Annotated in this window: 20 protein-coding genes; 2 read left to right on the forward strand and 18 right to left on the reverse strand. The window is 45.6% G+C overall.

Annotated features, from left to right (window positions below):
* Positions 1-2: 2 nt before the first annotated feature.
* From LDO37_RS26790 to LDO37_RS26845, 12 genes are all read right to left on the reverse strand, one after another.
* Positions 3-743 carry an amino acid ABC transporter ATP-binding protein gene (locus LDO37_RS26790; RefSeq protein ID WP_126606675.1) on the reverse strand — a complete coding sequence of 247 codons (741 nt, stop codon included), beginning with the start codon at positions 741-743 and terminating at the stop codon, positions 3-5.
* 11 nt (positions 744-754) lie between these two features.
* Entirely contained in the window at positions 755-1,885 is a 1,131-nt protein-coding gene (locus LDO37_RS26795; RefSeq protein WP_126606674.1) for an amino acid ABC transporter permease, read from the reverse strand.
* A 12-nt stretch (positions 1,886-1,897) separates the two neighbouring features.
* A complete protein-coding gene (locus LDO37_RS26800) occupies positions 1,898-3,067 on the reverse strand; it encodes an amino acid ABC transporter permease (RefSeq protein WP_126606673.1) in 1,170 nt (389 codons plus the stop codon).
* Positions 3,068-3,126: 59 nt separating this feature from the next.
* Positions 3,127-4,146: an amino acid ABC transporter substrate-binding protein gene (locus LDO37_RS26805; protein WP_126606672.1), complete on the reverse strand. Its 1,020-nt coding sequence runs from the start codon at positions 4,144-4,146 to the stop codon at positions 3,127-3,129.
* Positions 4,147-4,367: 221 nt separating this feature from the next.
* On the reverse strand, positions 4,368-5,456 hold the full coding sequence (locus LDO37_RS26810; RefSeq protein ID WP_126606671.1) for a DUF917 domain-containing protein: 1,089 nt from the start codon (positions 5,454-5,456) through the stop codon (positions 4,368-4,370).
* Positions 5,457-5,471: 15 nt separating this feature from the next.
* Positions 5,472-7,010 (reverse strand): hydantoinase/oxoprolinase N-terminal domain-containing protein, encoded by a 1,539-nt coding sequence (locus LDO37_RS26815; RefSeq protein WP_126606670.1) that lies wholly within the window; start codon positions 7,008-7,010, stop codon positions 5,472-5,474.
* 30 nt (positions 7,011-7,040) lie between these two features.
* Complete coding sequence (locus LDO37_RS26820; protein WP_126606669.1) at positions 7,041-8,123, reverse strand: ABC transporter ATP-binding protein; 1,083 nt, start codon at positions 8,121-8,123, stop codon at positions 7,041-7,043.
* A 137-nt stretch (positions 8,124-8,260) separates the two neighbouring features.
* On the reverse strand, positions 8,261-9,367 hold the full coding sequence (locus tag LDO37_RS26825) for a type 2 periplasmic-binding domain-containing protein (protein WP_126606668.1): 1,107 nt from the start codon (positions 9,365-9,367) through the stop codon (positions 8,261-8,263).
* 31 nt (positions 9,368-9,398) lie between these two features.
* Positions 9,399-10,199 (reverse strand): ABC transporter permease, encoded by an 801-nt coding sequence (locus LDO37_RS26830; protein WP_126606667.1) that lies wholly within the window; start codon positions 10,197-10,199, stop codon positions 9,399-9,401.
* Positions 10,199-11,119: an ABC transporter permease gene (locus tag LDO37_RS26835; RefSeq protein ID WP_221768508.1), complete on the reverse strand. Its 921-nt coding sequence runs from the start codon at positions 11,117-11,119 to the stop codon at positions 10,199-10,201. Before LDO37_RS26835 ends, LDO37_RS26830 begins: the two co-directional genes overlap by 1 nt.
* Positions 11,116-11,883, reverse strand: a complete 768-nt coding sequence (locus tag LDO37_RS26840) for an aspartate/glutamate racemase family protein (RefSeq protein ID WP_126606666.1) — start codon at positions 11,881-11,883, stop codon at positions 11,116-11,118. Before LDO37_RS26840 ends, LDO37_RS26835 begins: the two co-directional genes overlap by 4 nt.
* 105 nt (positions 11,884-11,988) lie before the next feature.
* Positions 11,989-13,848, reverse strand: a complete 1,860-nt coding sequence (locus LDO37_RS26845) for an integrase arm-type DNA-binding domain-containing protein (protein WP_126606665.1) — start codon at positions 13,846-13,848, stop codon at positions 11,989-11,991.
* Positions 13,849-14,616: 768 nt separating this feature from the next.
* On the opposite strand from LDO37_RS26845, the gene LDO37_RS26855 reads away from it, so the two are divergent.
* Together LDO37_RS26855 and LDO37_RS26860 are read left to right on the forward strand one after the other, a co-directional pair.
* Positions 14,617-14,874, forward strand: coding sequence for a hypothetical protein (locus tag LDO37_RS26855; RefSeq protein WP_126606664.1), 258 nt, complete (start codon positions 14,617-14,619; stop codon positions 14,872-14,874).
* Positions 14,875-14,913: 39 nt separating this feature from the next.
* Positions 14,914-16,986, forward strand: coding sequence for a hypothetical protein (locus LDO37_RS26860; protein ID WP_126606663.1), 2,073 nt, complete (start codon positions 14,914-14,916; stop codon positions 16,984-16,986).
* 432 nt (positions 16,987-17,418) lie between these two features.
* Here LDO37_RS26860 and LDO37_RS26865 read toward each other — a convergent pair whose 3' ends face one another.
* From LDO37_RS26865 to LDO37_RS26890, 6 genes are all read right to left on the reverse strand, one after another.
* The gene (locus LDO37_RS26865; protein ID WP_126606662.1) at positions 17,419-18,654 is read right to left on the reverse strand and encodes an ATP-grasp domain-containing protein; all 1,236 of its coding nucleotides are present in this window, start codon (positions 18,652-18,654) and stop codon (positions 17,419-17,421) included.
* The gene (locus LDO37_RS26870; protein ID WP_126606661.1) at positions 18,647-19,408 is read right to left on the reverse strand and encodes a DMT family transporter; all 762 of its coding nucleotides are present in this window, start codon (positions 19,406-19,408) and stop codon (positions 18,647-18,649) included. Before LDO37_RS26870 ends, LDO37_RS26865 begins: the two co-directional genes overlap by 8 nt.
* A 128-nt stretch (positions 19,409-19,536) precedes the next feature.
* Positions 19,537-20,964, reverse strand: a complete 1,428-nt coding sequence (locus LDO37_RS26875) for an FAD/NAD(P)-binding protein (RefSeq protein ID WP_126606660.1) — start codon at positions 20,962-20,964, stop codon at positions 19,537-19,539.
* Positions 20,965-21,286: 322 nt separating this feature from the next.
* Positions 21,287-21,646 (reverse strand): hypothetical protein, encoded by a 360-nt coding sequence (locus LDO37_RS26880; protein WP_126606659.1) that lies wholly within the window; start codon positions 21,644-21,646, stop codon positions 21,287-21,289.
* Positions 21,647-21,649: 3 nt separating this feature from the next.
* Positions 21,650-22,024: a hypothetical protein gene (locus tag LDO37_RS26885; protein WP_126606658.1), complete on the reverse strand. Its 375-nt coding sequence runs from the start codon at positions 22,022-22,024 to the stop codon at positions 21,650-21,652.
* Positions 22,025-22,344: 320 nt separating this feature from the next.
* Entirely contained in the window at positions 22,345-22,611 is a 267-nt protein-coding gene (locus tag LDO37_RS26890; protein ID WP_126606657.1) for a hypothetical protein, read from the reverse strand.
* Positions 22,612-23,003 lie beyond the last annotated feature (392 nt).

Consider the following 23,003-nt stretch of genomic DNA (forward strand, 5'->3'; position numbering starts at 1 on the left):
AATTAGTGAGAGAGTATTTGACTCAAAAACGATCGTGTTCTGTCGACTCTCGGATGATTAAAGAAATTCTCAGGATCGTTCTCTTCCACGATCTCCCCTCCGTCCATAAAAATCACTCGGTCAGCCACTTCTTTGGCAAACCCCATTTCATGCGTTACGCACACCATTGTCATGCCTTCTTCTGCGAGCTCGACCATCACATCCAGCACCTCTTTTATCATCTCTGGATCAAGCGCAGAGGTGGGCTCATCGAACAGCATGACTTTGGGGTTCATGCATAACGAGCGAGCAATAGCCACGCGTTGTTGCTGACCGCCCGATAACTGACCTGGGTATTTGTGGCTATGCTCTGCGATGTTGACCCGCTTAAGAAAGTTCAACGCCATCACCTCCGCTTCTGCTTTTGGCATGCTGCGTACAAGCATCGGAGCGAGCGTTAAGTTCTCTAAAATGGTCATATGAGGGAACAAATTGAAATGCTGGAAGACCATTCCAACATCGCTGCGCACATTCTCTATATTTTTGAGTGAATGATTCAGCTCTACCCCTTCAACGTGTATTTCCCCTTCTTGGTGTTCCTCCAAGCGGTTTAAGCAGCGTATTAGCGTCGATTTACCTGAACCAGAAGGTCCGCATAAAACGATTTTCTCGCCTTTTCTCACTTCAAAATCGATGTTTCTTAGTACGTGAAATTGGTCGTACCATTTATTCAACCCTTTCACTTCAATCATGACTTCACTCATTTTCTTTCCTTTTAATGATGAGATTTCGCACCCTGTTCTTCTAAATGCTTTCCATAGCGACTCATGGAGTAGCAAATTACCCAATACACGAACGCCCCAAACACGTAAGACTCTGCTTCAAAGCCAAGCCAATCTGCGTCTTGCGTTGTTGACTTCAGCATCCCCAGTAAGTCCAATAGACCCACAATAAGAACCAAAGAGGTGTCTTTAAAAAGCGCAATACAGCGACCAATGAGTGGGGGTAAAACATGGCGTAGCGCTTGTGGGATCACGATGTAAAACATGGTCCACCGATAATTCAGCCCCAGTGCTTTTGCCGCATCAAACTGCCCGTTGGGTATCGCCTGAAGCCCACCCCGAATGACTTCTGCTATGTAAGCGGATGAAAACAAAATGATGCCCACTTGAATTCTAAGCAGGTTATTGATGTCCATGCCTTCGGGCAAAAAGAGAGGCAACATAACGGATGCCATAAACAGGATGGTGATCAGTGGCACGCCGCGAATCGTCTCTATTGAGGTGACACACCAAATTCTGAGTAGAGGAACGTTAGAAAAACGACCAAGTGCCAACAGAATGCCTAGCGGCACTGAGATAATGATGCCCACACAGGCCAGTAGAAGGCTGAGCATTAATCCCCCCCAGCGAGATTGATCCACTTCCGGCAGCCCTAACGATCCTCCGCCAATTAACCAGTAGGCGACGAACGGCAGTACCAGCCACAGCGACACCATTCGCAACCCTTTCACTTTTTGCGTAATGGTCAGCCCTATCACCCCAAACAGTAGGATTAGAGACAGCGTGGGCCGCCATACCTCTTCGGGCGGATAAATCCCAACCATTAATATGCGAAAATTCGCAACCACAAATGCCCAGCACGCTCCCGCACCTTCTACACGGCACGCTTGCGCACTGCCCTGCCATACACTGTCGATGAACGCCCAGCTAATGAATGGGGGAAGTCCCCACATCAGGATGGTAATGGATAGTAAGGTCAACAAGCTGTTGTACCACCCATCAAACAAATTTTTATGTATCCAATGAACAATCCCTGTCACTTGAACGGGCGGTGTCATAGGTGGTTGAGGGATGAACTCTATCGGCTCGCTGTTCACAATGGATCTTTCTATTACCGTCGTCATTGCTCGCTCCTTCTAGCGCTCGACCAGTTGAACTTTCGAGTTCAATGCATTCATTAACCAGGAAATCACAAGGTTGATTGCCATATAAACCGCCATCCACATCGCGATGATCTCAATCGCTTGGCCGTTTTGACCTATGATGGTTCCGCCAATGGACACCATGTCTGGATACCCAATAGCAACGGCTAATGAGCTGTTCTTAACCAAACTTGCGTAGTCGTTGGTTGTCGCAGGGATCGTGACCCTAAGCGCCTGAGGAAGGAGGACCCGAGTGGTGATGTAAGATGATTTAAGCCCGAGCGCTTGTGCCGCTTCTATCTGTCCTTTATCAACCGACTGCAATCCACTGCGCACGTTTTCTCCAATAAATGCTGCGGTGTACAGTACAAGCCCAACAAGCAGAGCAAGAAACTCGGGGCGTAGAGATATACCTCCCGCGAAGTTGAACCCTTGCTGCACGGGAATATCCCATGTAATGGGGTTACCTAGCATCAAGTACGTTAGCGTAGGCAACACGATGACAATACTTAATGCCAACCGACCTGTTGGCAACGAATGCCCCGTTCTTTCACTGTAGTTTTTTCCCCATTTCAGCAAAATCCCAAACAAAGCCAATGACACAATCAAAGAGAAAACCAGAACCGAGAAGCCATCGCCGGCCAGAGGTTTGGGGAGATAAAGCCCACGCACGTTTAGGCGTATATGTTCAGAAATTTCAATGCTTTCTCGCACATGCGGTAGGCTCGCTAGAACAACGGTATACACAAAAATGAGTATCAGGAGCAGTGGAACATTCCGAAGTGATTCCACATAAACAGAAGCAAGCTTTTTAACGATGTAGTTTTTGCTCACTCGACATACCCCAACGAATACGCCCAATATCGTGGATAACACAATGGCAATGAACGACACGTACACCGTATTCACCACACCATTAACAAATGCCCACCCATAGCTATCAGTAGGAAAATAAACCAATAGCGAATCGCCAATAGGCAACCCAGCTTCTTGACTCAGAAATTCAAAACCAGACTCAATCCCCCTTGCTTGAAGGTTTGATTGAGTATTTTGAAAAATTAAAAAAGCGAGCCAGAAAAGTGTTCCGAGCACCAACACCTGAGCGCTCAGCTTCACAAAATGAGATTCACTGGCTTTTAACCGACTTATTGTTGAAATAGCCACACATTTTCCCTCAATAGGTGGCTTGGTTTAACATCGACATAAACCAAGCCATGTCAGTGTTAACGGATTGGGTAAGCGTACATAAGACCGCCATTGACCCACATTGAATTGACACCTCGCTCTAACCCTAGCGGCGTGTTCTTTCCTAAGTTACGTTCAAAGATTTCTTCGTAGTTTCCGACCGCCAGCAACGAACGTTTCAACCATTCAGGGTCGAGGCTGAGTGCTTTACCCATATTCCCAGAAGCCCCTAACATTCTTTGCACACTAGGATCCTTGGATATTTTGGTCTGCTCGCTCACGTTACTTTGAGTGATGCCTTTTTCTTCGGCTTGCATTAACCCATTGATGACCCAAGTGACGAGATCTTTCCATTGGTTATCACCATGGCGAACCAAAGGCGCGAGTGGCTCTTTGGAAATGAGGTGATTGAGAATCACGTGCTTAGAGGAGTCTGGTAGCGTTGAACGCCACGACGCCAGTTGGCTCACATCGGTCGTAAAAGCATCACACCGACCTGACTTGTACGCATTGAAGGCTTCCTTTTTTCCCTCAAAAACCACCGCTTCTAGCTTGATGCTATTGGCTCGCGCAAAGTCGGTCAGGTTGAGTTCTGTGGTTGTGCCAGTCGTCACACACACTGACGCCCCATTAAGTTGCAAGGCGTGCTTGATGCCAAGCTGTTTATTCACCATAAAACCTTGACCGTCGTAATACACAACTTTAGTAAAATCGACGCCCTCTTTGGTGTCGCGTTTCATTGTCCATGTGGTGGTTCTTGAGGTCATGTCGACCTGGCCAGAAGCCAATGCGACAATTTTCTGCTTCGACGCTAGCGGAACAAATTTCACTTTTTCCGCATCACCGAGCACCGCGGCAGCGACTGCACGGCAAATATCCACATCCAGCCCCACCCATCGCCCACTGCTATCAGGGTTGGAAAACCCAGGTGTACCTTCACTGACTCCGCATGCCAGCTCGCCTTTCTTCCGAATATCGTCGATTGTTCCAGCTTGAACAAAACCCGATCCGAATACTGCTAGAGCGGCTAATGCACTCCATACCTTCCTTGTCACCATAAATCCTCCATTCGTGTTCATGGCATACAGGGGACTTACCCTGTTTATCCAGTGTATGGAGTCTTATGGAGAAGAAATATTGGGCAGAAGTAGAAAATAAAAGAGGCATTGGTTATAGAACCTCTTCCGATTAATCCGAAAGGAATACGACTTTCGACAGCGCATAGAAAATAAACTGGGGGCAACAGATATATGCCGCCCCAATTACTGACGAATACACGCTATCGAACTTGAGGGTTAACAGACAAATATGGCGCATCTATGTTGAAAGCGGTGGGTCCAAACGCTTGTAAAGCGGCTTCCGTTCTCATAATTTCCGGAACCGCCACCGCCATGACGATAACACGCTGTCCATAACGTAACGTCTCATTAGTGATGGGAATACAGGTTTCCGCATCCAAAATCGTGATGATATCAGGCACAATCGCCAGTATTTGCTCCCCTTGCTTCGCCAGTAAGTTTTCGTTTTGGAACGAAATCGAGCACCGCTTCGCATTCGATGTGTTTTGTATGGTGACCGAGCCTAATGTAAACCCTGCTTGCGTCTTTCTATCTAAATCGACCACCTTTCCAGAAAACAACGGCTTTGCATACTGGTAATCCGTCGTCGCTAAATATTCGACCAAACGCTCAAATGGATCGTATCCCCCTCGCCTTGTATGGTGGATGATGTCTCCAATCGCTTTCGCCATAGTGAGCGTCCTTTTCACCGCCGTGCGCTTTACGTCTGTACCATTCATTGGGTAATTCGCAAAGTAACCCGTGCCGCCAAACGTTGTGGTTATGCTTCTGGCAATTCGCTCCATTTGAATATTGTCGTCGGTTAACACCGTGGCCACATCCCCTTTTTCATTGGCTAAGCCAAGCGGCGTACCTTTAACACCATTTACCGAAAAGGTTTCCATTTGCAGTTCTGGAAATGCTCGACCTTGTCCGTCGGCATCCACCACGGGAATCCCCAATTGGGCAGCAACATACAGTGGAATCGTGGAATTGATTCCCCCCACCTCAGTAGGCATAGTGGCGTCCGCCCGCTTGCCGAGTTTTTCTTCCACCGCTTTTAATGCTAAAACGGGCTCCTTTCCCGAAGGGATTTTTTCCAACAATACCGTGGGGGCACCTATCATCGCCGTTGGGATCACCAAAGCTTCGTCGTGAAGAGAATCTGGGTCAATAATCTCTATGCATTTGCCCTGTGAAAGCACTTTCTTCACCATGAGCCCACCAATGTACGGGTCTCCCCCCCCACCAGCACCAAGAAAGGCAGCGCCCGTACACAATGCATCGACATCTTCAATTTTTAGTTTCATTAATTTAAGCCTCGATTAAATGGGAAGATTGCCAACCGCTTTGACTCTTAATCGGGTTGGATTGCCGGGTAGATAACTGATGGGAATGAGCTCGACTTCGATAATGGATGTGCTTGAAGCCGTTGCCCCAGCCGTAGTGGCATGATCGCACGCAATCTGATGCGCTCGCTCTAGCACTTCCTCTCGATTCTGGGGCGTAATCGAAACGACTTGTTCATACTCGCCAGAGACTTGGGCAATCGTTGCACCCACCGCATTCGCCACCGACGCAAACGGAGGATGAATCACCTCGCTGACACTGCTCACAGGCCAATCGACCAAAATGGAGCCACCTCCAACCACCAGAAGGGGCAAGTCTCTCGCTTCTGTTTTCATCTTTTCTACCGCGCCGTCAATGTGCTTGATCATCGCACCCCGAGCGGCTTTGATGGTCTGTTCAGAAAGGTGCGTAACGAGCTGAATATCCCCCACGTTTGCCCAGCCACCCGCGACCGCAATATCCGTAGCAGTAAGCGTTTCTCCACCAAAGCAGAGGGCTTTTTCTGTTAACTCATAGCCAACCGATTCCGGTCCAACAGCAGAGCCCTCATTTTTGACCATAGATCCTCCGCCTAAACCTACCGCCAAAATATCGGGCATTCGAAAATTCGTTTTCACCCCACCAACATCGACAAAATGGGTGGATTGACGTGGAAACCCTCTTCTCAACATACCGACGTCCGACGTTGTCCCCCCGATATCCACCACCATGGCATCTTCTATTTTTGCTAGATAGGCTGCCCCACGCATGGAGTTAGTGGGACCAGAAGCAAATGTAAAAACAGGATATTTTTCAACGATATCGGGTCGCATCAAGGTGCCATCATTTTGGCTAATGTATAAGGGAACGTTTAACCCTAAGTCTTTAATGGCTCGGCTAAACGCGCTGACAACATCTTTGGCGAGCTTGGCTAACGATGCATTGATGATGGTGGAGTTTTCGCGGGGTAAGAGACCAAACTGCCCTAACTCTCCAGACAAAGACACTGCAACGCCGGGGATTTCATTTTGTATTATTTCTGCTGCTCTTTGCTCCATCGCCCCATTTATCGGTGCAAAAACGGAACTTATCGCCACCGAAGTAATGCCACACTTTCGCATTTTCTTGGCTGCTTCCGCGAGGGCGATTTCATCAAGCGGCGCAATTTCAGAACCGTCAAACTCATACCCGCCTCGAATTTCGTAGCATTGGTTCCCTATGGCTTGGGTGAGATCTTCTGGCCAGTCGCTCATGGGGGCAATGGCGCTCGCTGCAGGCAAGGCGAGGCGCACTATACCCACAGGCAGAAGTGAGCGGCGCTCTATCACGGCATTGGTAAATTGAGTCGTCCCAATCATGATGCTGTCAATATCCGACGCATGAATGCCTTTGGATGTCATGGCGGTGGTGATCGCGGACACGATTCCTGAATACACATCTTTTGTCGTCGGAGATTTAAACCACGAAATCACATTGCCTTGTTCTAAAATGACTGCATCGGTGTTTGTCCCACCGACATCTACTCCAATTCTCATTTTTTCACCTCTCCCTTTCGACTCCGTAAATCAAGCATCTGAAAGTATGATGACCGCACTGTGCTCATCCCAATACACCGACACTTCATCATCCTTTTTTAAGCCCGTCAGCTCAGCTCGATTCGGCACTTCCAATATCAAATTGTGCTTTTCGCTCGTTACTTTGTAGCGCTTCAATGCCCCCTGATAATCCTCACCTGAAATGGTTCCCTTCAATTTAGGTTGCTCATTGGTATTATTCGGAAACAGGCGAAGCAGCTCAGGTCGCAACAGCAAATGGTGGCGAGTGTTGTTTGGAATTTGGTCGCTCCCTGAATATTGAGCCAACATCTCTGCACCCTCGCCCAAATTCACCACATATTGGTCACCTTGCTTTTCGACCACAGTGATCTCGAGTAGGTTTGAGTTGCCAATGAATTCGGCAATGAACCTTGAAGAGGGCATTTCATAGATTTCCTCAGGGGTGCCCACCTGGAGCAGTTGCCCTTCATTCATCACAGAAATACGATCAGACATCGTTAATGCTTCCGACTGGTCATGCGTGACATAGATTGTTGTAATGCCTATCGCACTCTGGATCTCTTTGATCCAATATTTCATCTCTTCGCGCATTTTCTTGTCTAATGCCGAAAGCGGTTCGTCTAGAAGCAAAATTTCCGGTTCAATCACGAGCACTCGGGCTAACGCAACACGTTGCTTTTGCCCACCAGAAAGCTCTCTTTCATAACGCTCTCCAAACCCTTCCAAACCCACTTGTGTGAGTGCGTGATTCACCTTCTCATGGATGATTTCTTTCTTGATTTTCCTTTCAACAAGACCAAAAGCAATATTGTCGAATACCGTCATGTGAGGAAAAATGGCGTAATTTTGAAATACGATGCCAATGCCTCTCTCTTCGGGGGGAAGATGGGTAATATCTCTCCCATTAATCAAGATCTGGCCGTCAGTCGGTTCTATAAACCCCGCGATCATCCGCAATGTGGTGGATTTTCCGCAACCAGACGGACCCAACAGTGAGAAAAACTCACCTTTCTCAATACGGATATTGGTATTAGAAACGGCGGTTGTTTTCCCAAACGTTTTATTGATTGATTTCAGTTCTACAAATGACATTTGCTGCCTTTTTACATACGTTCAAAGCCGTGGCTCACTCAAGTTCCAATGTCGGAAATGAACCAAGTGAGGGTATGATTAAAAACGAGCAAAAGTTCCGGTTCACTCGTTCTCAATCCATGCTGTCAGTCAAACAATCACAAACCGTAGATTTCATTCAATCGGTCGGTGATCTCGAGTTTGTTTTCAACAAAGAAATCCCAATCCGGCACCCAGAACGCCTCTGTCGCGGATTCGGTATTTTCTACGCCAGCGGTCGCTAATGATTGGGTAATTTTGGCTTTTGAGTTGGTCGGACGCCAAAGGAACTTATCGCCAAACGCTTCCAAAAACGCGGGATCTAACGTGCGGTTCATTAACGCAAAAGCCAGCTTCTTCTGCATTGGGTTCGAGTAGCGGCTGATGGTTTTGGTTTGGGTTAAAATGGGGTGACTATCCCATTCATAAATATCAACAGGAACGCCTTTTTCTTTCAGAGACAACGCTTCGCCTTCAATATGAACCGCAATATCCACTTCGCCGCGCTCCAACAAAGACAGCATATTGAACGTAAACTCACTGACTTTCATGGGCATGCCTTCTTTGATGGCTTTGAATGCCGCTTCCATGTCGTATTGGTCTTTACCGAACTCTTTCGCACATGCCATAAACCAGCAATGCATCAAGCCATTTTCGGTTCCATAGGTACCACGCTTATTGGCAAATCGGCTCAACCAGAAGTCGCGGAAAGAGGTCACTGGATCCCCTCTGTCGGTTCGGTATACATAGACATAAGGCTGGTAAGCCCAAGTCACCCCCGCACCACTTGCAAACGCAAATTTCCAGCAATCCCGTGCATTAGGGACATTTTCGATGATTTCATCCACCGATAGGAAGTAATCGCCGGCCTGTTTGGTTTGAGTTAAGTTCGGTAAATTCCAGTTTGCGATGTCGTAGACGGGATCCTTTTCCCCTTGAGTTACAAACTTAGGGAACCATGGGAACGCACTGTCCCAATTGATTTTGCAGTTAAAATCTTTTTCAAACTGATCCGTTAGACCAGCTCGGACGAACTCCTCCCATCCTCCGCCCCACTCTCCTATGTTGAGTGTCGCACCACCAGCATCAAACACTTCACCTTGGTACTGGGCGTCCTTCGACCAAGCGTGGTTGATGTAAAACGTTGGCAGTGCAGAAACCGCACCTATCGCTAGCCCTTTTTTGAGCGTATCTCGGCGAGATGGATCAAATTTTTTGTCAGACATATCGTTAATTCCTTTTAAATGAAAGTGTTGTTTATTGACGTTCCATCAATCGCCGGAGGTTAACCAGCCGATTTGTCAGCAACACCGAGGCTATGACGACAACAATGGCAAAAATGCCGGCTGCCGCCGCAGAGGGATCAAACTTGTAACGAAGTGAGTTATACAGCGCAATGGGAAGTGGCTCGTTGTTAGGCGTCGATAAAAAGAGCGACACTTCAAACTGGCCAAAACTCACGATAAACGCAAAGATGGAGCCAGCTTGTATACCTTGCGATATGTTCGGCAACGTCACTCGACGAAAGGTTCGCCATGGGGATGCGCCTAAGCTTCTTGCTGCGTCATCAAGAGACGCATCATAAGAGGCCAACGCCGCGCCAACGGTGCCAATCACATAAGGAATAGAGTAGAGAACATGGCCAATCCATAGCCCCCACACGGTACGAGCCATTCCCAGCTGCGTTGATATATAAAAAGCATAAAGAGCATACCCGACGACAACACCTGGAAGCACAATGGGGGATAAGAAAAATGCTCTCAGTGCCGAACGCCCAATAACATCGCGCCTAGCCAAAAAGAGAGCGGCTGCCGTACCAAACAGAGTGGCAACGATCATGGTCATGAACGCCAACTTGAACGAAAAGAAAAACGCAGATAAATATTTCTCTGATTGCAGGAATGATATCACCCAGCGAATCGAGAGCCCTTTGGGTGGGAACGTTAGAAACTCTCCCGCGGTTAACCCCGATAATACGACAACCACAATGGGCATGAGCAGATAGCAAAAACCGAATATCGCCAGTGCTAGCATAGGTAAAGGTATGACACGTCCCATTACGCTAACCCTCCTGTTTTTTGGTTACTGACACGCAAATAAACCCCAACAGCAATGGCACACAAAACAAATAACACTACAGATATCGTGGCACCAAACTGGAAGCGAGCGCCTTCAGCAACTTGCTGAAAGATATGGATGGGAAGTACACCGACACGGAATCCTCCCATCAAAGCGGGCACGATGTATGAAGAAATGGAAAGCGCAAAGATAAGGAGCGATCCCGACAAAATACCAGGCATTGAAACAGGTAACGTGACTCGCCAAAACGTTTTGACTCTGCTGGCACCTAGAGAGCGGGCAGCTTCTTCTAGAGAGGGGTTGATGCCTTTAATGACCCCAACGAGCGTTAAAATCATAAACGGCATGGAAAACTGGACTAGCCCTAAAACCACGCCCAAGAAGTTGTACATAAAGGCAACGGGGGACTGGTTTTCTATCAACCCTAACCCCATTAGGAAATTGTTGATGAGCCCATTATCACCAAAAATAACCATCATCCCGTAGAGCCTGATCACCATATCCAACTGCATGGACACCAAAACCAATATAATGAGAAACGTATTCAGCCGAGGGTTTCGGGTTTTGGCGATAACGAATGCCATCGGATAGGCGACGACAACCGTTATGAATGCCACGATGATCGCAAGGGAAACTGAACGACCCGCCGCCATGATGTAATTCGAACGTTGAAAGAAGCGGAAATAGTTGTCCAACGTAAAATCGGCAATCACTGCGATTTGCCCGACTTTTTGAGGGTTAAATGACGTGGCAAACATCAAACCAACAGGGATAACAAAGAAAAGAAAGAAGAACACAATGAGAGGGACAACAAGCAGCCATTTACGCGATGTGTTCTTTAGCGTGCCACGCTTTACGTGATGGCCTGCCATTACCTGCTCTGGCTGAGAACCGGTCATACCGACTTCCTCGCAAACTTATCGCGAATCAAGGGCCAATCATCAAACCCTTTAATGGGTTTAACGTCAGGTGTTGGAAAATGGGATAAGCGATCCACGTCATTTTGGTCGGGATTTTCAACCAGCGATTTGGCATAAAGAATGGCGGTGGGCAGAGGATCCACCACGTTTGATGGAGCGATGCCTAGCTTCTGAGCCAAAGGTTCAGCCAGCCCAAGCATGCCTGTACAACCAAACAGAATAGCATCCACTTCACCACTCTCTATCAGCGGTTTAGCGGCGGCGGTTGACGCTTTCAATGTCTTATCTGGCGCGCTGTCCAAATCCAAAACGTTGACCCCGATGCCGAGTACGTCCACCAATTTGTCTGATAACCCGTGCATGGCTCCCTTTGACAAAAAGGCTCTCTTTTGTCGATCCAGCACCGTAACAATGGCAAATTTGCCATGTTGTGCAGCGTGAAAGAAACCACACTCTCCAGCACCAATCACGGGTATAGAAACCGACTCTCGAGCCGCCTCCAATGCGGGATCCAACATGCAATCGATGATCACCACATCAGCACCATCCGCTTCTGCGCGAATGGCTTCTTGAACCACACCAGGACTTGCAAGCACTTCGTCCAATGCGGATTCAACGGATACTGGACCAAGCTCTATCTGGCCTTGCGTAATACGGCAGCCCTGAGGGGTCAATCGTTCAAACACATCTGGGCGACGAAAACCTACTGTGGTAATCGGTGTGACGATTCGGATCTCTATCATTCCTTTAGCTCCTTAGCACGTATCCCTTGCACTAAGTTTAGATTGATTCAAACCTATCGACTTTCCAATTACCCATATGGGTGGTTGTACAAAAAATAATCACCACTATCGAATCATATTCAGCTCTCGAGCTCGATACACCGCTCGCATGCGATTATCAACTTGCAAGTACCGATACAGATCTTTGAGGTGATATTTTATGGTGTTCACACTCACTCCCATGATTTGCCCCATCTCTTTGTACGAATACCCCACTTGCAATAACTCCAAATACTGAACTCTCAACTGTTCATTTTTATCCAACACCGGAGAAACAGAATCCTGAGAATGAGAGCCAACAGGGTGGGAAAGCGACCAATAGTGGTTCAGCTCGGATAGCCTTGTCTTCAAGGTAGAATGACGTTCAATAACCACATACTTCCCATCCAACGCACTTTGGACAATGGGCTTGGCTTCATCGCCTTCATCAATAATAAATCGTTGGAATTCTTGGTGGCTCAACAATCGTATAGCAGAAGTCAATGTCGCGACGGAATAGGTATATTGCTTCATTCTCCAATGTGCAGTGGAACGAATCACCCTCATTTTGGCGAGCGCCAGCAGCTGCCCACCTCGAATGGCAATGTCTTCCATTTTTTCAGTGATCTCATGCGCCTCTCGAGGGTGGTTAGAGCGTACTAACCAGCGACTGACGGCCACCATCACACTACCACTGTGCACGCCCCACTCAGATTGATTTATTTGGTCAAAACGAAAGGGATTAATATTCAGTGAACCTAAAATGTCTTTGGCTTGGTTCAGTTCATTGCTCAACGTCAGTATGTGTACCCGCTCTAGAGCAATGATTCGAGACAAGCGTGGCACTTTTCGATGTTCGGCATTCAATTCACAATGAGCCGTTGCCGTTAACGCCCCAGGTAACCCTTTTAATGCGAAAGCGAGTCGAATTTTAATTCGGTAGGCGGCGGCCAGTACGTCAAGCCAAGCATCATCATTTTCGACATCTCGCAATCCTTGGTTGAGCAAGGCTTCGGCTCTGTCCAGATTGTTGCTTTCATACGCAACTTCCGCTTGGAGTACATAGCTTATCGAGCGTAGAGAAGAATTTTCCACTTCCATTCCAGAAGAGTGACTCAAGTACAATGCATTCAGCTGTTTTTCCAGCTCATAATACTGCTCTGCCGCCCCTTCTAAATCCCCTCTTAACAATTTGATTTGCCCTAGGTAAACATACAGATGTAACGAACCAAATTGGGCCTTGCCTCTTCTGTAATACCTGATCGCATTTTGTGCATACTCTTGAGCTTGGTCGAGCAACCCATTCTGCATGGCGGACAAAGATAAGTGGTTGAATGCCATACCTAACCCAACCATGTCGTTGCTCGGTAAATGATCCAGCACCCACAGCAACGACTGCCGATCGGCATCGGTTGAAAGCCCATCTTCGTATGCTCTGATATGTGCACCAATGAGAACCAGCTCGCATTGCCAATGGATCGGAGAAACATGCCTATCGCGAGGTTCGTCATAGCGTTTGTTGAAGATTTCGCGAGCCTGACTGACATTCCCATGCTTTGCCAAGACAAAAGCGCTCGTTAACATTTGCTGAGGGTGAATCGTTGGAATTGACGCCACTTGATCCAATATAAAGCGGGTTTCTTTTGTCGCCACGTGGGTTAAGAACAAACGCCAATTCTCAGGTGTTTTTCTAACCTGCTCGTCCTTTTTTATTTGGTTGTGAGTGCCTTTAAATTCTTGAACTTTTTGACGAGCCAACCCGACGGGAGTTTCTTTTACACTGCCTAAACCAAGATCCGTTCTCTTACCATCGAGTGTGATTCGAAGTATCCATGACTTCCTTCCCGATTTTTTCACCACAAGGTACAAGCCGTTGCCATCTCCATACCTTCCAGGCTTGTCGACTTGGTTCACATAGCTATCGGTTAGCTTCCCTTGCAACGCCATATCCTTCACCGCTCACAAAATGTAACAACCTTGTTACCACATTGTTACCACACTTAGATCGAAAGAAATATAAATAGAACGCATTTTGGAGCAATAACCTAATCAAAGTTTGGAATAGCGCTGTAACATTTCTCAAACTGACTTGATTGGCTGACGATGATGTCAGATTCGAAAGGCTGTTCTCATCTTGCACTAGACCCACACCACGAAATACAAAGTAAATCCATGAACCTCAATGTTTCTCATCGTTCGATCTACCAAGGCAGAATTAACTCACTGTCGTTAATACCATTTATGTTGTCTTAGAGTGTGTGTTGAATTTTTCCCTTACTCAGTGCCCACGCTAATTTTTACCCCCTCATTTGGGGGGGATGCAAAACCGTCTCACAGCGATAGTCTTTGTTGTGAACATGTTTCAGCTATGACGCATAACTAGGGTCTGTTGATCTTTCGAGATGATTTTTGCAGCAATTTGTGGGTTATTTATACAAGGCAGAGCTTATTCGGTGTAGTCGCTCTACATCAATAGGCGATAACGCAGTAGAAATAGGTCACAAATGCTGCCCGAAGGGTTCGCTTCTATGCACTTTACTCTTTGTTGCAAGGTATTTGCTTAGAATGACTAGGCTACACACCTTGCGCCGCGATTAAAATGCATAGAAGTCGAACAAAATTTAACCGCGAAAGATCAACAGACCCTAGAAATATACCAACAACTGGACAACTCAAATCAATACAAATAGACAGAAAACGTTTAAGGATGAACCTATGAGTAAGTTAGTGGCTACTACTCTGACAGCTAGCATATTTATGCTAGTAGGGTGTTTTGGCGATGACAATAATAGCAATAGTGACAATCATGGTAAGACTGTATCAAGCAGTCTTAGTGGGCGTGTTGCTGATGGGTACCTAGCAGGGGCAACCGTCTGCTTGGATACCAACCTGAATATGGTTTGTGACGCGCTTGAACCATCTGCTATCTCAAATAGCGAAGGGCAATATAACCTCAAAATATCGAGTGAATAGGCGAGCAAATATCCTGTTATTGCAATCGTGACTCCGGATGTGACCGATAAAGACACCAACGACTTTGTCGCCAACGCTTACACTTTGGTTTCACCACCCGGTTATGCCCAATTTATTAGCCCAATTACGACATTGCTTGCCCTTTCAGCGCAGGATTACTCCACCGAATCACTGGCAACCAGCGCTTCCATTCTTCGCACCAAATTAGGGGTATCTGACGAAGTCGATTTGTACAGTGACTTTATCGCTGCGCAAACGAACAATGGCAACAGCGACAGTTATAAGAAAGTACATAACGTCGCCCAGTTAGTGGCACGCAAGCTGGGGCAGCACCTTACTAGCTTCAACAATGGTGACAACGAAGGAGAGATTGATAAAACGAAGCTGGTTGTCGCGGTTGATTCCGTTAGTGAATCTGTCTCAGAACTGGCCGAACTTGGGGATCTCAGTGGTTTTAATGCGGATGCCATTGCTCAATCCAAATCGGCTGAGTGGAATGATGATGTTAAAGATATTGTTCCTTCCGAGAAGTTTGCTCAAATTGAAAATGAAAGGTCGCTCCCTACCGCGCTAAGTGGCGGTGTCTACCAATTTATCGATGTTGACGGCAATAAAACGGATTTCATCACCGTTAAGTTGGATGTAACAGACGAGGGTTACGGCAACAACAAGACTATCGCCGTCATCAACACCAATGGGGATACTTATACCTTTGAGCCCACAGATAGAAGTGATGTTGACCTCGACTTCGACGGTCAAGTCGCGTTTGTGAAGACGTTAGCCGGAGACACTTTAGTCAGCGATACATACACTTTTTCCTTGACCAAAGGAGAAAGTGACTCCCTTGAGTTATTTAAAGATAGCTACGTACAACCCACGTTAGAAAGTTATAACAACAGTCTACTCAGTGCCGGTATCTCTCGGGTTTATACGCCTTTCAATGAGACATTTCTCTCCTTTCCGGTAGAAGATGATGAGCTTTTCTACCAAGCCTTGTTATTGGATGCTGACGACAACGTGATTTACGAAGGGCGAGTAGAACAAGGGCGAAGTGTTGTTTGGAATGATAAGCTCGTTGAAGTACAGACAGCCGCCAAACTGTTGGTAAAAGCGTCCGATGGCTCCAACCACCGTGATAGTCACTATACAAGAGAACTGTTTAAAACCGCGTTGACAGAACCGGAAGACACACCCTTCATAGATTTCGCACGTACGTATTTCCGCAATGCTTATGACGTTTCTTCTAGCAAATCCAAACAACGTTATGTTTTCCAATTCAATGCTGAACATGCCGCTGAGGAAAATGCGTCCACCTTGGTAAAAAAAGTCAATGCGTTCAAAATTGAATACTTTAATCCTAATACATCGAGTTACGTAGAAGTGCTCAGTGCCAATGTGCAGGATTCAATATTTGAAGAACTAGGGAAAAGCGCAGAAGCTGAGCAGAATGATTACGATTTGTGGTACCAACTAGACAACGATGGATCTGTGACTTATTTGGATGCCTTCTTCCAAGGCGATACGTCTACCGCTGAAATGGCGGTCGGTACGTACCGTTATTCTGTCACCGATACCAAAGGAAAAACATTCTACAGATATGACTATTATGGTGGGTTATCAGCAGGGTTTCCTGAATTAGTCGTAAGCAGTTTTAAAGCGAAGGAACTCAACGCTGACTGGTATCAATTGTCCATCGATTCGGCTGAAGGAGGTGACGGTTCGCTAGTGTACGAATTTCAGTTTAATGTCCTCTACCAAGGTAACGATGGAGAAGATCACAACTATCTGTTTGGTTTGGATAGACAACGAGAGCCCATCGCTTTAGTGAAGAAACAAACACTCGAAGATGCTATCGCAGAATTTGAAGAGAAACGTGGTGTAGAAGTGGATGAAGTTTTGGTTGATGTCTCCATCTTCGACGGAACGAAATCTTACCAAATGGACAATATATTTGAACATAACGTTCCCCTTCTCCAATTTATTCTCAACAAATTGAATCAAAACATCAGCTTTGGGCCCAGCAATCCATGCACCTTCCGTAACATTACTAATGGTGTTTTGTATATGAAGTACGGCATCGCACAGCTTGAATTCGCTGGCGAGCAATTCTAAAAAAGGTTGAAAACCTTGCTGATGGGTAGGGGCCTGATAGAGCAAGTCGATTAAGTGGCTAAAGCGAAATAAAGAATCCTTTCTTATGGTCTCCGCCATATTTGTTTTTCCTCCTCAATGGTGTTCACCAATGAACTGCGTTACCAACGCATGATTATTGGAAAGCAGTTCACATGCTCAAATCCTAGTTACTGATAATGTACGCATTATATTGCACAGATTCTGTTTTAAAAATGAGACTTTATGTGTCTTGATTCTTAGAAGGGATATAGAAGTGGTGGAATATTGGGGTTAAGTAATCAGTGCTCTACTATCAAAAGTTGCCAGCAACACAAATAACACTTCGTCAAGTATGGTTAGCCGTTTCATCGTAATTAACCGAATTTGCCATATCTTCACACCATCGCAATGGAAGATATGGCAACAATGGCGCTATGCCACGTAAGATAGTGGGCTGTAGTTAGCCATAGATTGGTATGCGGTCTCAAATGAGGTGTCTGAGCCACTGCAAATGACGTAAGCTGTAAAATCCAAGTTAGACGAACAACCGTCATGAACGTCTCCGATGTTGGAGACTCGCTTGAACTCGGTATCCATATTTGCCAGTGCAGGCAATGGATACAACGCATTGACTTTGCCTACACCTTTTGGGTAAACGAGATAAAATGCGTCCAACATACCTTGAGTTTTACGCTCTAGCAATCGACCAACCTGGATCTCAACATCTAGGTTTAGGAGGTTAACACCCGTTGCTTTTTCGTACATTCGGGTAACCAGCATGCCAGGTGGTCTTGCACCCGACTCAAGGAACACAAGCTCGCCATTTAGTGTGACAAATACTTCAGTATGGTACACCCCATTCCCAGCATTTAGTGCCCTGAGTGATTGTTCTGTAAAACGAATCAGACGACGTCTCAGATCGCAGCCTTCTCCCATAATCTTTCCACCAAGAGGCGTCCCTGTCTGAAAATCGATGGTTGGGGCTAGGTATTCCGTGCATTCTGCGAAAACCGTTTCTCCTCCAAACAAGGCAATATCGCAATGATACAACTTCCCTGAAATGTACGTTTCTGCTTCATACAGGTTCAGCGCATCTTTGACTGCGTCTTTGGCGTTCGTAAAGTCGTGCTCATTCTCGATGATGTAAACGCCATTACTACCTGCTGACTCCGAAGGCTTAAAGACAAAAGGGCAACCCAATTGTTCTGCATAATACGCATACGGGAGAACCTCTTCATGAAATGAGGAAAACTGAGGTATTTGAATACCGGCTTCTGCCAGCTTGTTTTTCATCGCTACTTTGTTTCTAAACAGCTCAATATCAGGCGTATCAAATTTTTCATCACCCAATTTAAACCTGCGTCTGAGTGAGTGGGCCAAGCTAGTATTGCCCTCATCAAAACAGACAATCGAGCTGCTTGGCGTCAGATGGGAACTTTGAAGAATTCGAGAACCGAGCACCTCTAAATCGTAGGTAACTATCACACCATCATTGACCGCAACAGGCACTTCAATTACATCATCAAAATGACTTCTCAGCGAAGGTTCTAAATTTTCGAGTTCACTATCTGAGGCGATGAGAACCAACCGATGTTCTTGGATAAGATCGGCTTCGTAATTTAATTGACCAAGTTGTCGAGTGGAAATAATGAATAAGCTGTCACGCATTTGAAGTCCCTTCTTTTTTGTTTAAGTCCAACTTAGCTTGATAAAAAATCATGAATGACATTCCAGTCACCAAAAGCATTTCCAGTGCAGAGAACTCCAAATAACCAAGGACCAACATCATGATCATACAAAAGACCGGAATGATAGGGGTGAAAAGTGCCGAAACTGCTCCCCCCAGTTTTTTTATCGATAACTGCATTAAAAACAGTGGGATAATACTGCCAGTGAAGGCGGTAAACAAAATCAACCCTATCTCGTGGGAAGAAAGCTCACTGATGGTTCCCTGTGAAAACGCATAGGTTCCACAAAGCAAGCTGACCAAAATAAACCGGAGAGTCAAAACCTGAAAAATAGTCGCTTCAGCCTCTTGGTGAAGCTTGGACGTTTGCTTCATATAGATAACGGCAAACAGAGAAGAAATCATGGTTACAACGATACCAATGGCAGTATTGTTCGCATCGGACGTAGAAACAAACCCTGCAATAAGAAGTGAAGACACGAAAACCGCCAGCTTGAACAAGAAAGCCGTTTCCCTAATGCCTGTGCGTTTTCGGGATAGCAAATGCTCAAACAACGGTAAGCAAGAAAAAAATACGATTACATAGACCGTTGGTGGAACGTGCGTCATCACGTAATACGCCAGTACCGTATTCGCGAGCGTTGAGATGTTAATTCCCAGTATATCTTTCTTATTGTCTTTAAGAATTTGCAGAGTTTTCTTGCCGTTTTTCGCATCTAACAACATGAAAAACAAGCAAGACACACCATAAGTTAAAAAAGTGGAAGTGATGGGGTCAACTGACTTGACTATCTCAAACATCAAAATGAAGGAGATGGAAAATACTAGGCAAAACCCTATCGCCTCCTTGTAGTCCCAGAGCCTCATGCAACCTCCGAAACAAGCTTCGAAGATTCGCACTTAGTTAACCGAATCAAGTCATCTGTAATCTTACGAGCCTGAACCGCAGAAGAGCGAAGATAGTTCAACACCAGCAACTCGCCTTTTGCCGCCCCCCCAATCAAGTAGTAAGGCACCTCACTTTCAGGGATCTCTACACGCATGGCATCAGTATCAATAACAACCCCGCCATACTTGTTAAACTCCGCTCCCATAGCTTTGTAACTTTGTTGAAACGCTTCGGTAAGAGGCTTACTCATAATACCCGTCGCATTAATCACCCAATCATAATGCTGCCCCTCGAGAGCCTGATGCCCAACGAGCATACCCTCGCGTAACGACACAACATCGCTGACATCGCCTTTTGCCAGACGTAACATGCCAGAGCGAATCAGACTCTGCAGTTTTTTGGCATTCTGGATAGGGAATGCGGATACGTATCGTCCGAAGAACGGTTGTGATAGCTTTTCGAACTTTGTTTTCTGGCTATCGTCCATCATCGGCCATAGCTCGTTTACTTGTTCTACAAAAAAGCCAATGGCTCGTTGCCAGTTGTTATCACCTGATTCACACAACTGAATATCCGCATCCAATAACAAAGCACCATCATCACATTCTGAGTTTTCAATCGTCTCCACAAATGACTCAAGCTTAGTAAGGAGCGAGTCAATGTTGCTGTCGTCTTCTGCAATGATTCGCTGATCGGGTTCAATGAGCAACGCATCTCGAACACTTGGCAATTTTCCAGATCTCGAGACCATGGTGATGTTGGCACCTTTATTCCCCAGCGCAACCGCAACATCAATTGCAGATAGCTTGCTGCCAATCACCAATACGTTGTCCTGCGGTTCGATTTGGTCGATAAACGTCGTTTCAGGGTAAGGGTTTGAAATGTAGGAATCTGAAACTTGTAAGTCTTCTCTTGGCTCTACTTGCTCTACGCCTGTCGCGTTAATAAGAGCGTCAAACTGATGCTGAGAGCCGGTACTATCCTTAACAGTGAATGTACTGCCATCCCAGCTAAATGAATCCACCGAGCGGGGAATCACTTCTGTGGTGCAGCCAAACACACTCACAAAGCTTTTTGCTTGATGAAACCTATCTAGGCAGTACTCACGAACCATACTTCTTGGCACAAAATCGGTCGCTGTAATACCTTTATCCTGATACTTAACGGATGTCCACTTATAGAAATCCATCAGATCCTGATAAGACAAGGAAGTCACACCCACACTCGTGTTAGTGAGTGTACTTTCCGATGGCGAAATGAATCCAGAGCTGTTCATTAGACCTAGTGGGTCAAAGAGCGTGATGTTTTTCAAGTTGAAATGCTGGCTGCGAACCAGCTCCATGTACACAGATACGGCACTTGGACCCGCACCTATGATTGCGATTGATGTGATTTTTTTCATTTTATAGTGCAACTGACTTTATTAGTTTTAAGGCGCGCATTATGCACACAAGCACATTACAATCAATTGCAATTAAAGAAATTAAGACCGCATTCATAATTCATGCTGTTCAGAATGGAATATTGGACATACACACTCAAGTTACCGTATAGCTCTGGGTGCAGCGACAAAGTCTTAGAAAAGAAAGGAGCAACTTGGAGTATTGTTGATTCATACCTGAGTCCTTTTCTAAATAAGGTTTTTTAGCCACTATCCTGAACTTTCATCCTGATAAGAAAAACCTTCATAGAGTGCCTTATACTTTTGTTCCTTTGTTTAAGGTTTATTTGCTAACAATAATTCTTCCGCCTCCTGGTAGTTTTTCCTCCCAGCCGCACGATGCTACAACGCTGTGTCCTCTTTCACTGAGATTCATCATGATATTACCTACTGCTTCGAGGTATAGGTCAAAAAGCATATCAACAGTATTTACAATTTCTACTGTAAATCCATAAGCTAAAAATCCGTCATCAATGTTGTGACAAGCAGACGAGCCTAAATCGTTGCGCTTAACATCCAGCTCTAGCGCATTCGTCAATACCGTATCAATCGATACGGTACCATCTACGATCCTGCTTACATGAGTGATTAAGTCAGCAAGCTCTACATTAGCATCGACAAAAATCTTAGTGTAAAACTTCATTTTCTATAAAATCGGTAATGCACCCAGCACAGAACGAGCGTCTGCGATGAAGATCAAATAACCTTCACGTTCAGCTTTAACTTGCACAATACTTATTTCTTTAGCTGAAAGCTTGACATCGGACACTTGGTTCATCAATGCCTCAAAAGCATGCATGTACGCTTCATCTTCATTTTTCAAAATGCGACGTTGAATATCCAACCTACTTGAATAGACAGATTCAAACTGACCTATTGGCAATACAGCGCTGCTGCTGAGCTCACTGTTTTCTTGACTCAACATAGCTACAAGATCTCTTGTGTATACCGAGTCCACTGACTCGGAATTGCTGATTTCGACAAATAGAAAGCTCTTTTCTAAATAGGGATTTTTCACCATTCTCTTGAACTACCATGTTTGGAACAACTAAGTAGCTTTGTCTGCTTTAATGTCTTGGCACATATCCCAAACTTGTACACCATAGATGTCTGACTGCGGGATCTTCTTATCCCCTTCCGTGGTTTTTTCGTAAATATTAACTTCGTCAAAGTTACGATTTTTCTTGCTTGCATGTGCATAAGGCTTTCATCAACATCTAAAGAGTAAAAAATGATAAATTTTCCATCTTTCCTTCCAAGGGTGACGTCTTTATACCCTCCAGATTTTTGCAACTCTTAAAACGCCGTATCAATAAACACCAAACCTGATTCGAAATTCCTTCATTCAAATGTGCCTGAGCCAATCGCGCCAACCTCATGAACAATGAAGCTTCTATTCGTTAAATCCTCTTCAAATTCATCCCAATGAATAAATTCCAACTGACATAATTTGTCTACCCCAAGAGCCCATTCATCCTTGAAATGTAGCTTCACACTGAAGCCTTCAATGTCCTCACCTTCAAACTTTATATGGCAGAGTAGAGGGGATATTTTCACATTGTTCTTTCTTCCATTTTTAAACAAACTCACTTTTGCCGTGTATTTCATATCTACTCCACATCACTATAACGGCGGTTTCACACCTAATGAATCAGAGCAACTATATTGGGAAAACGCTAAAACCGTGACCAGTTTCAGTTGACCACTACACGCTCATATGGACTCCTTTGAACTGCCAGTTCTATCAAGGAGACCATTTTCACATCAATGTACGGCAATACGGCAGAGCCTTGTCAAGTAACACTTCCAGAGGCAGTGGTTTACCAAGTTTGAATTAACATGTGCAATCAAAGCATGAGCCATAATAAAACCAATATGAGATAAAAGTTACGTTCAAAAATATTGCCACAATCAATAAGTAACGAGTACAACCTTGGACATCATGCAAACCAAAAAATAAAACAAAGATAATGGAAAAGCACGAAGGGGCTATCATGTAG

The organism is Vibrio penaeicida (genome assembly GCF_019977755.1).
Classification (GTDB): domain Bacteria; phylum Pseudomonadota; class Gammaproteobacteria; order Enterobacterales; family Vibrionaceae; genus Vibrio; species Vibrio penaeicida.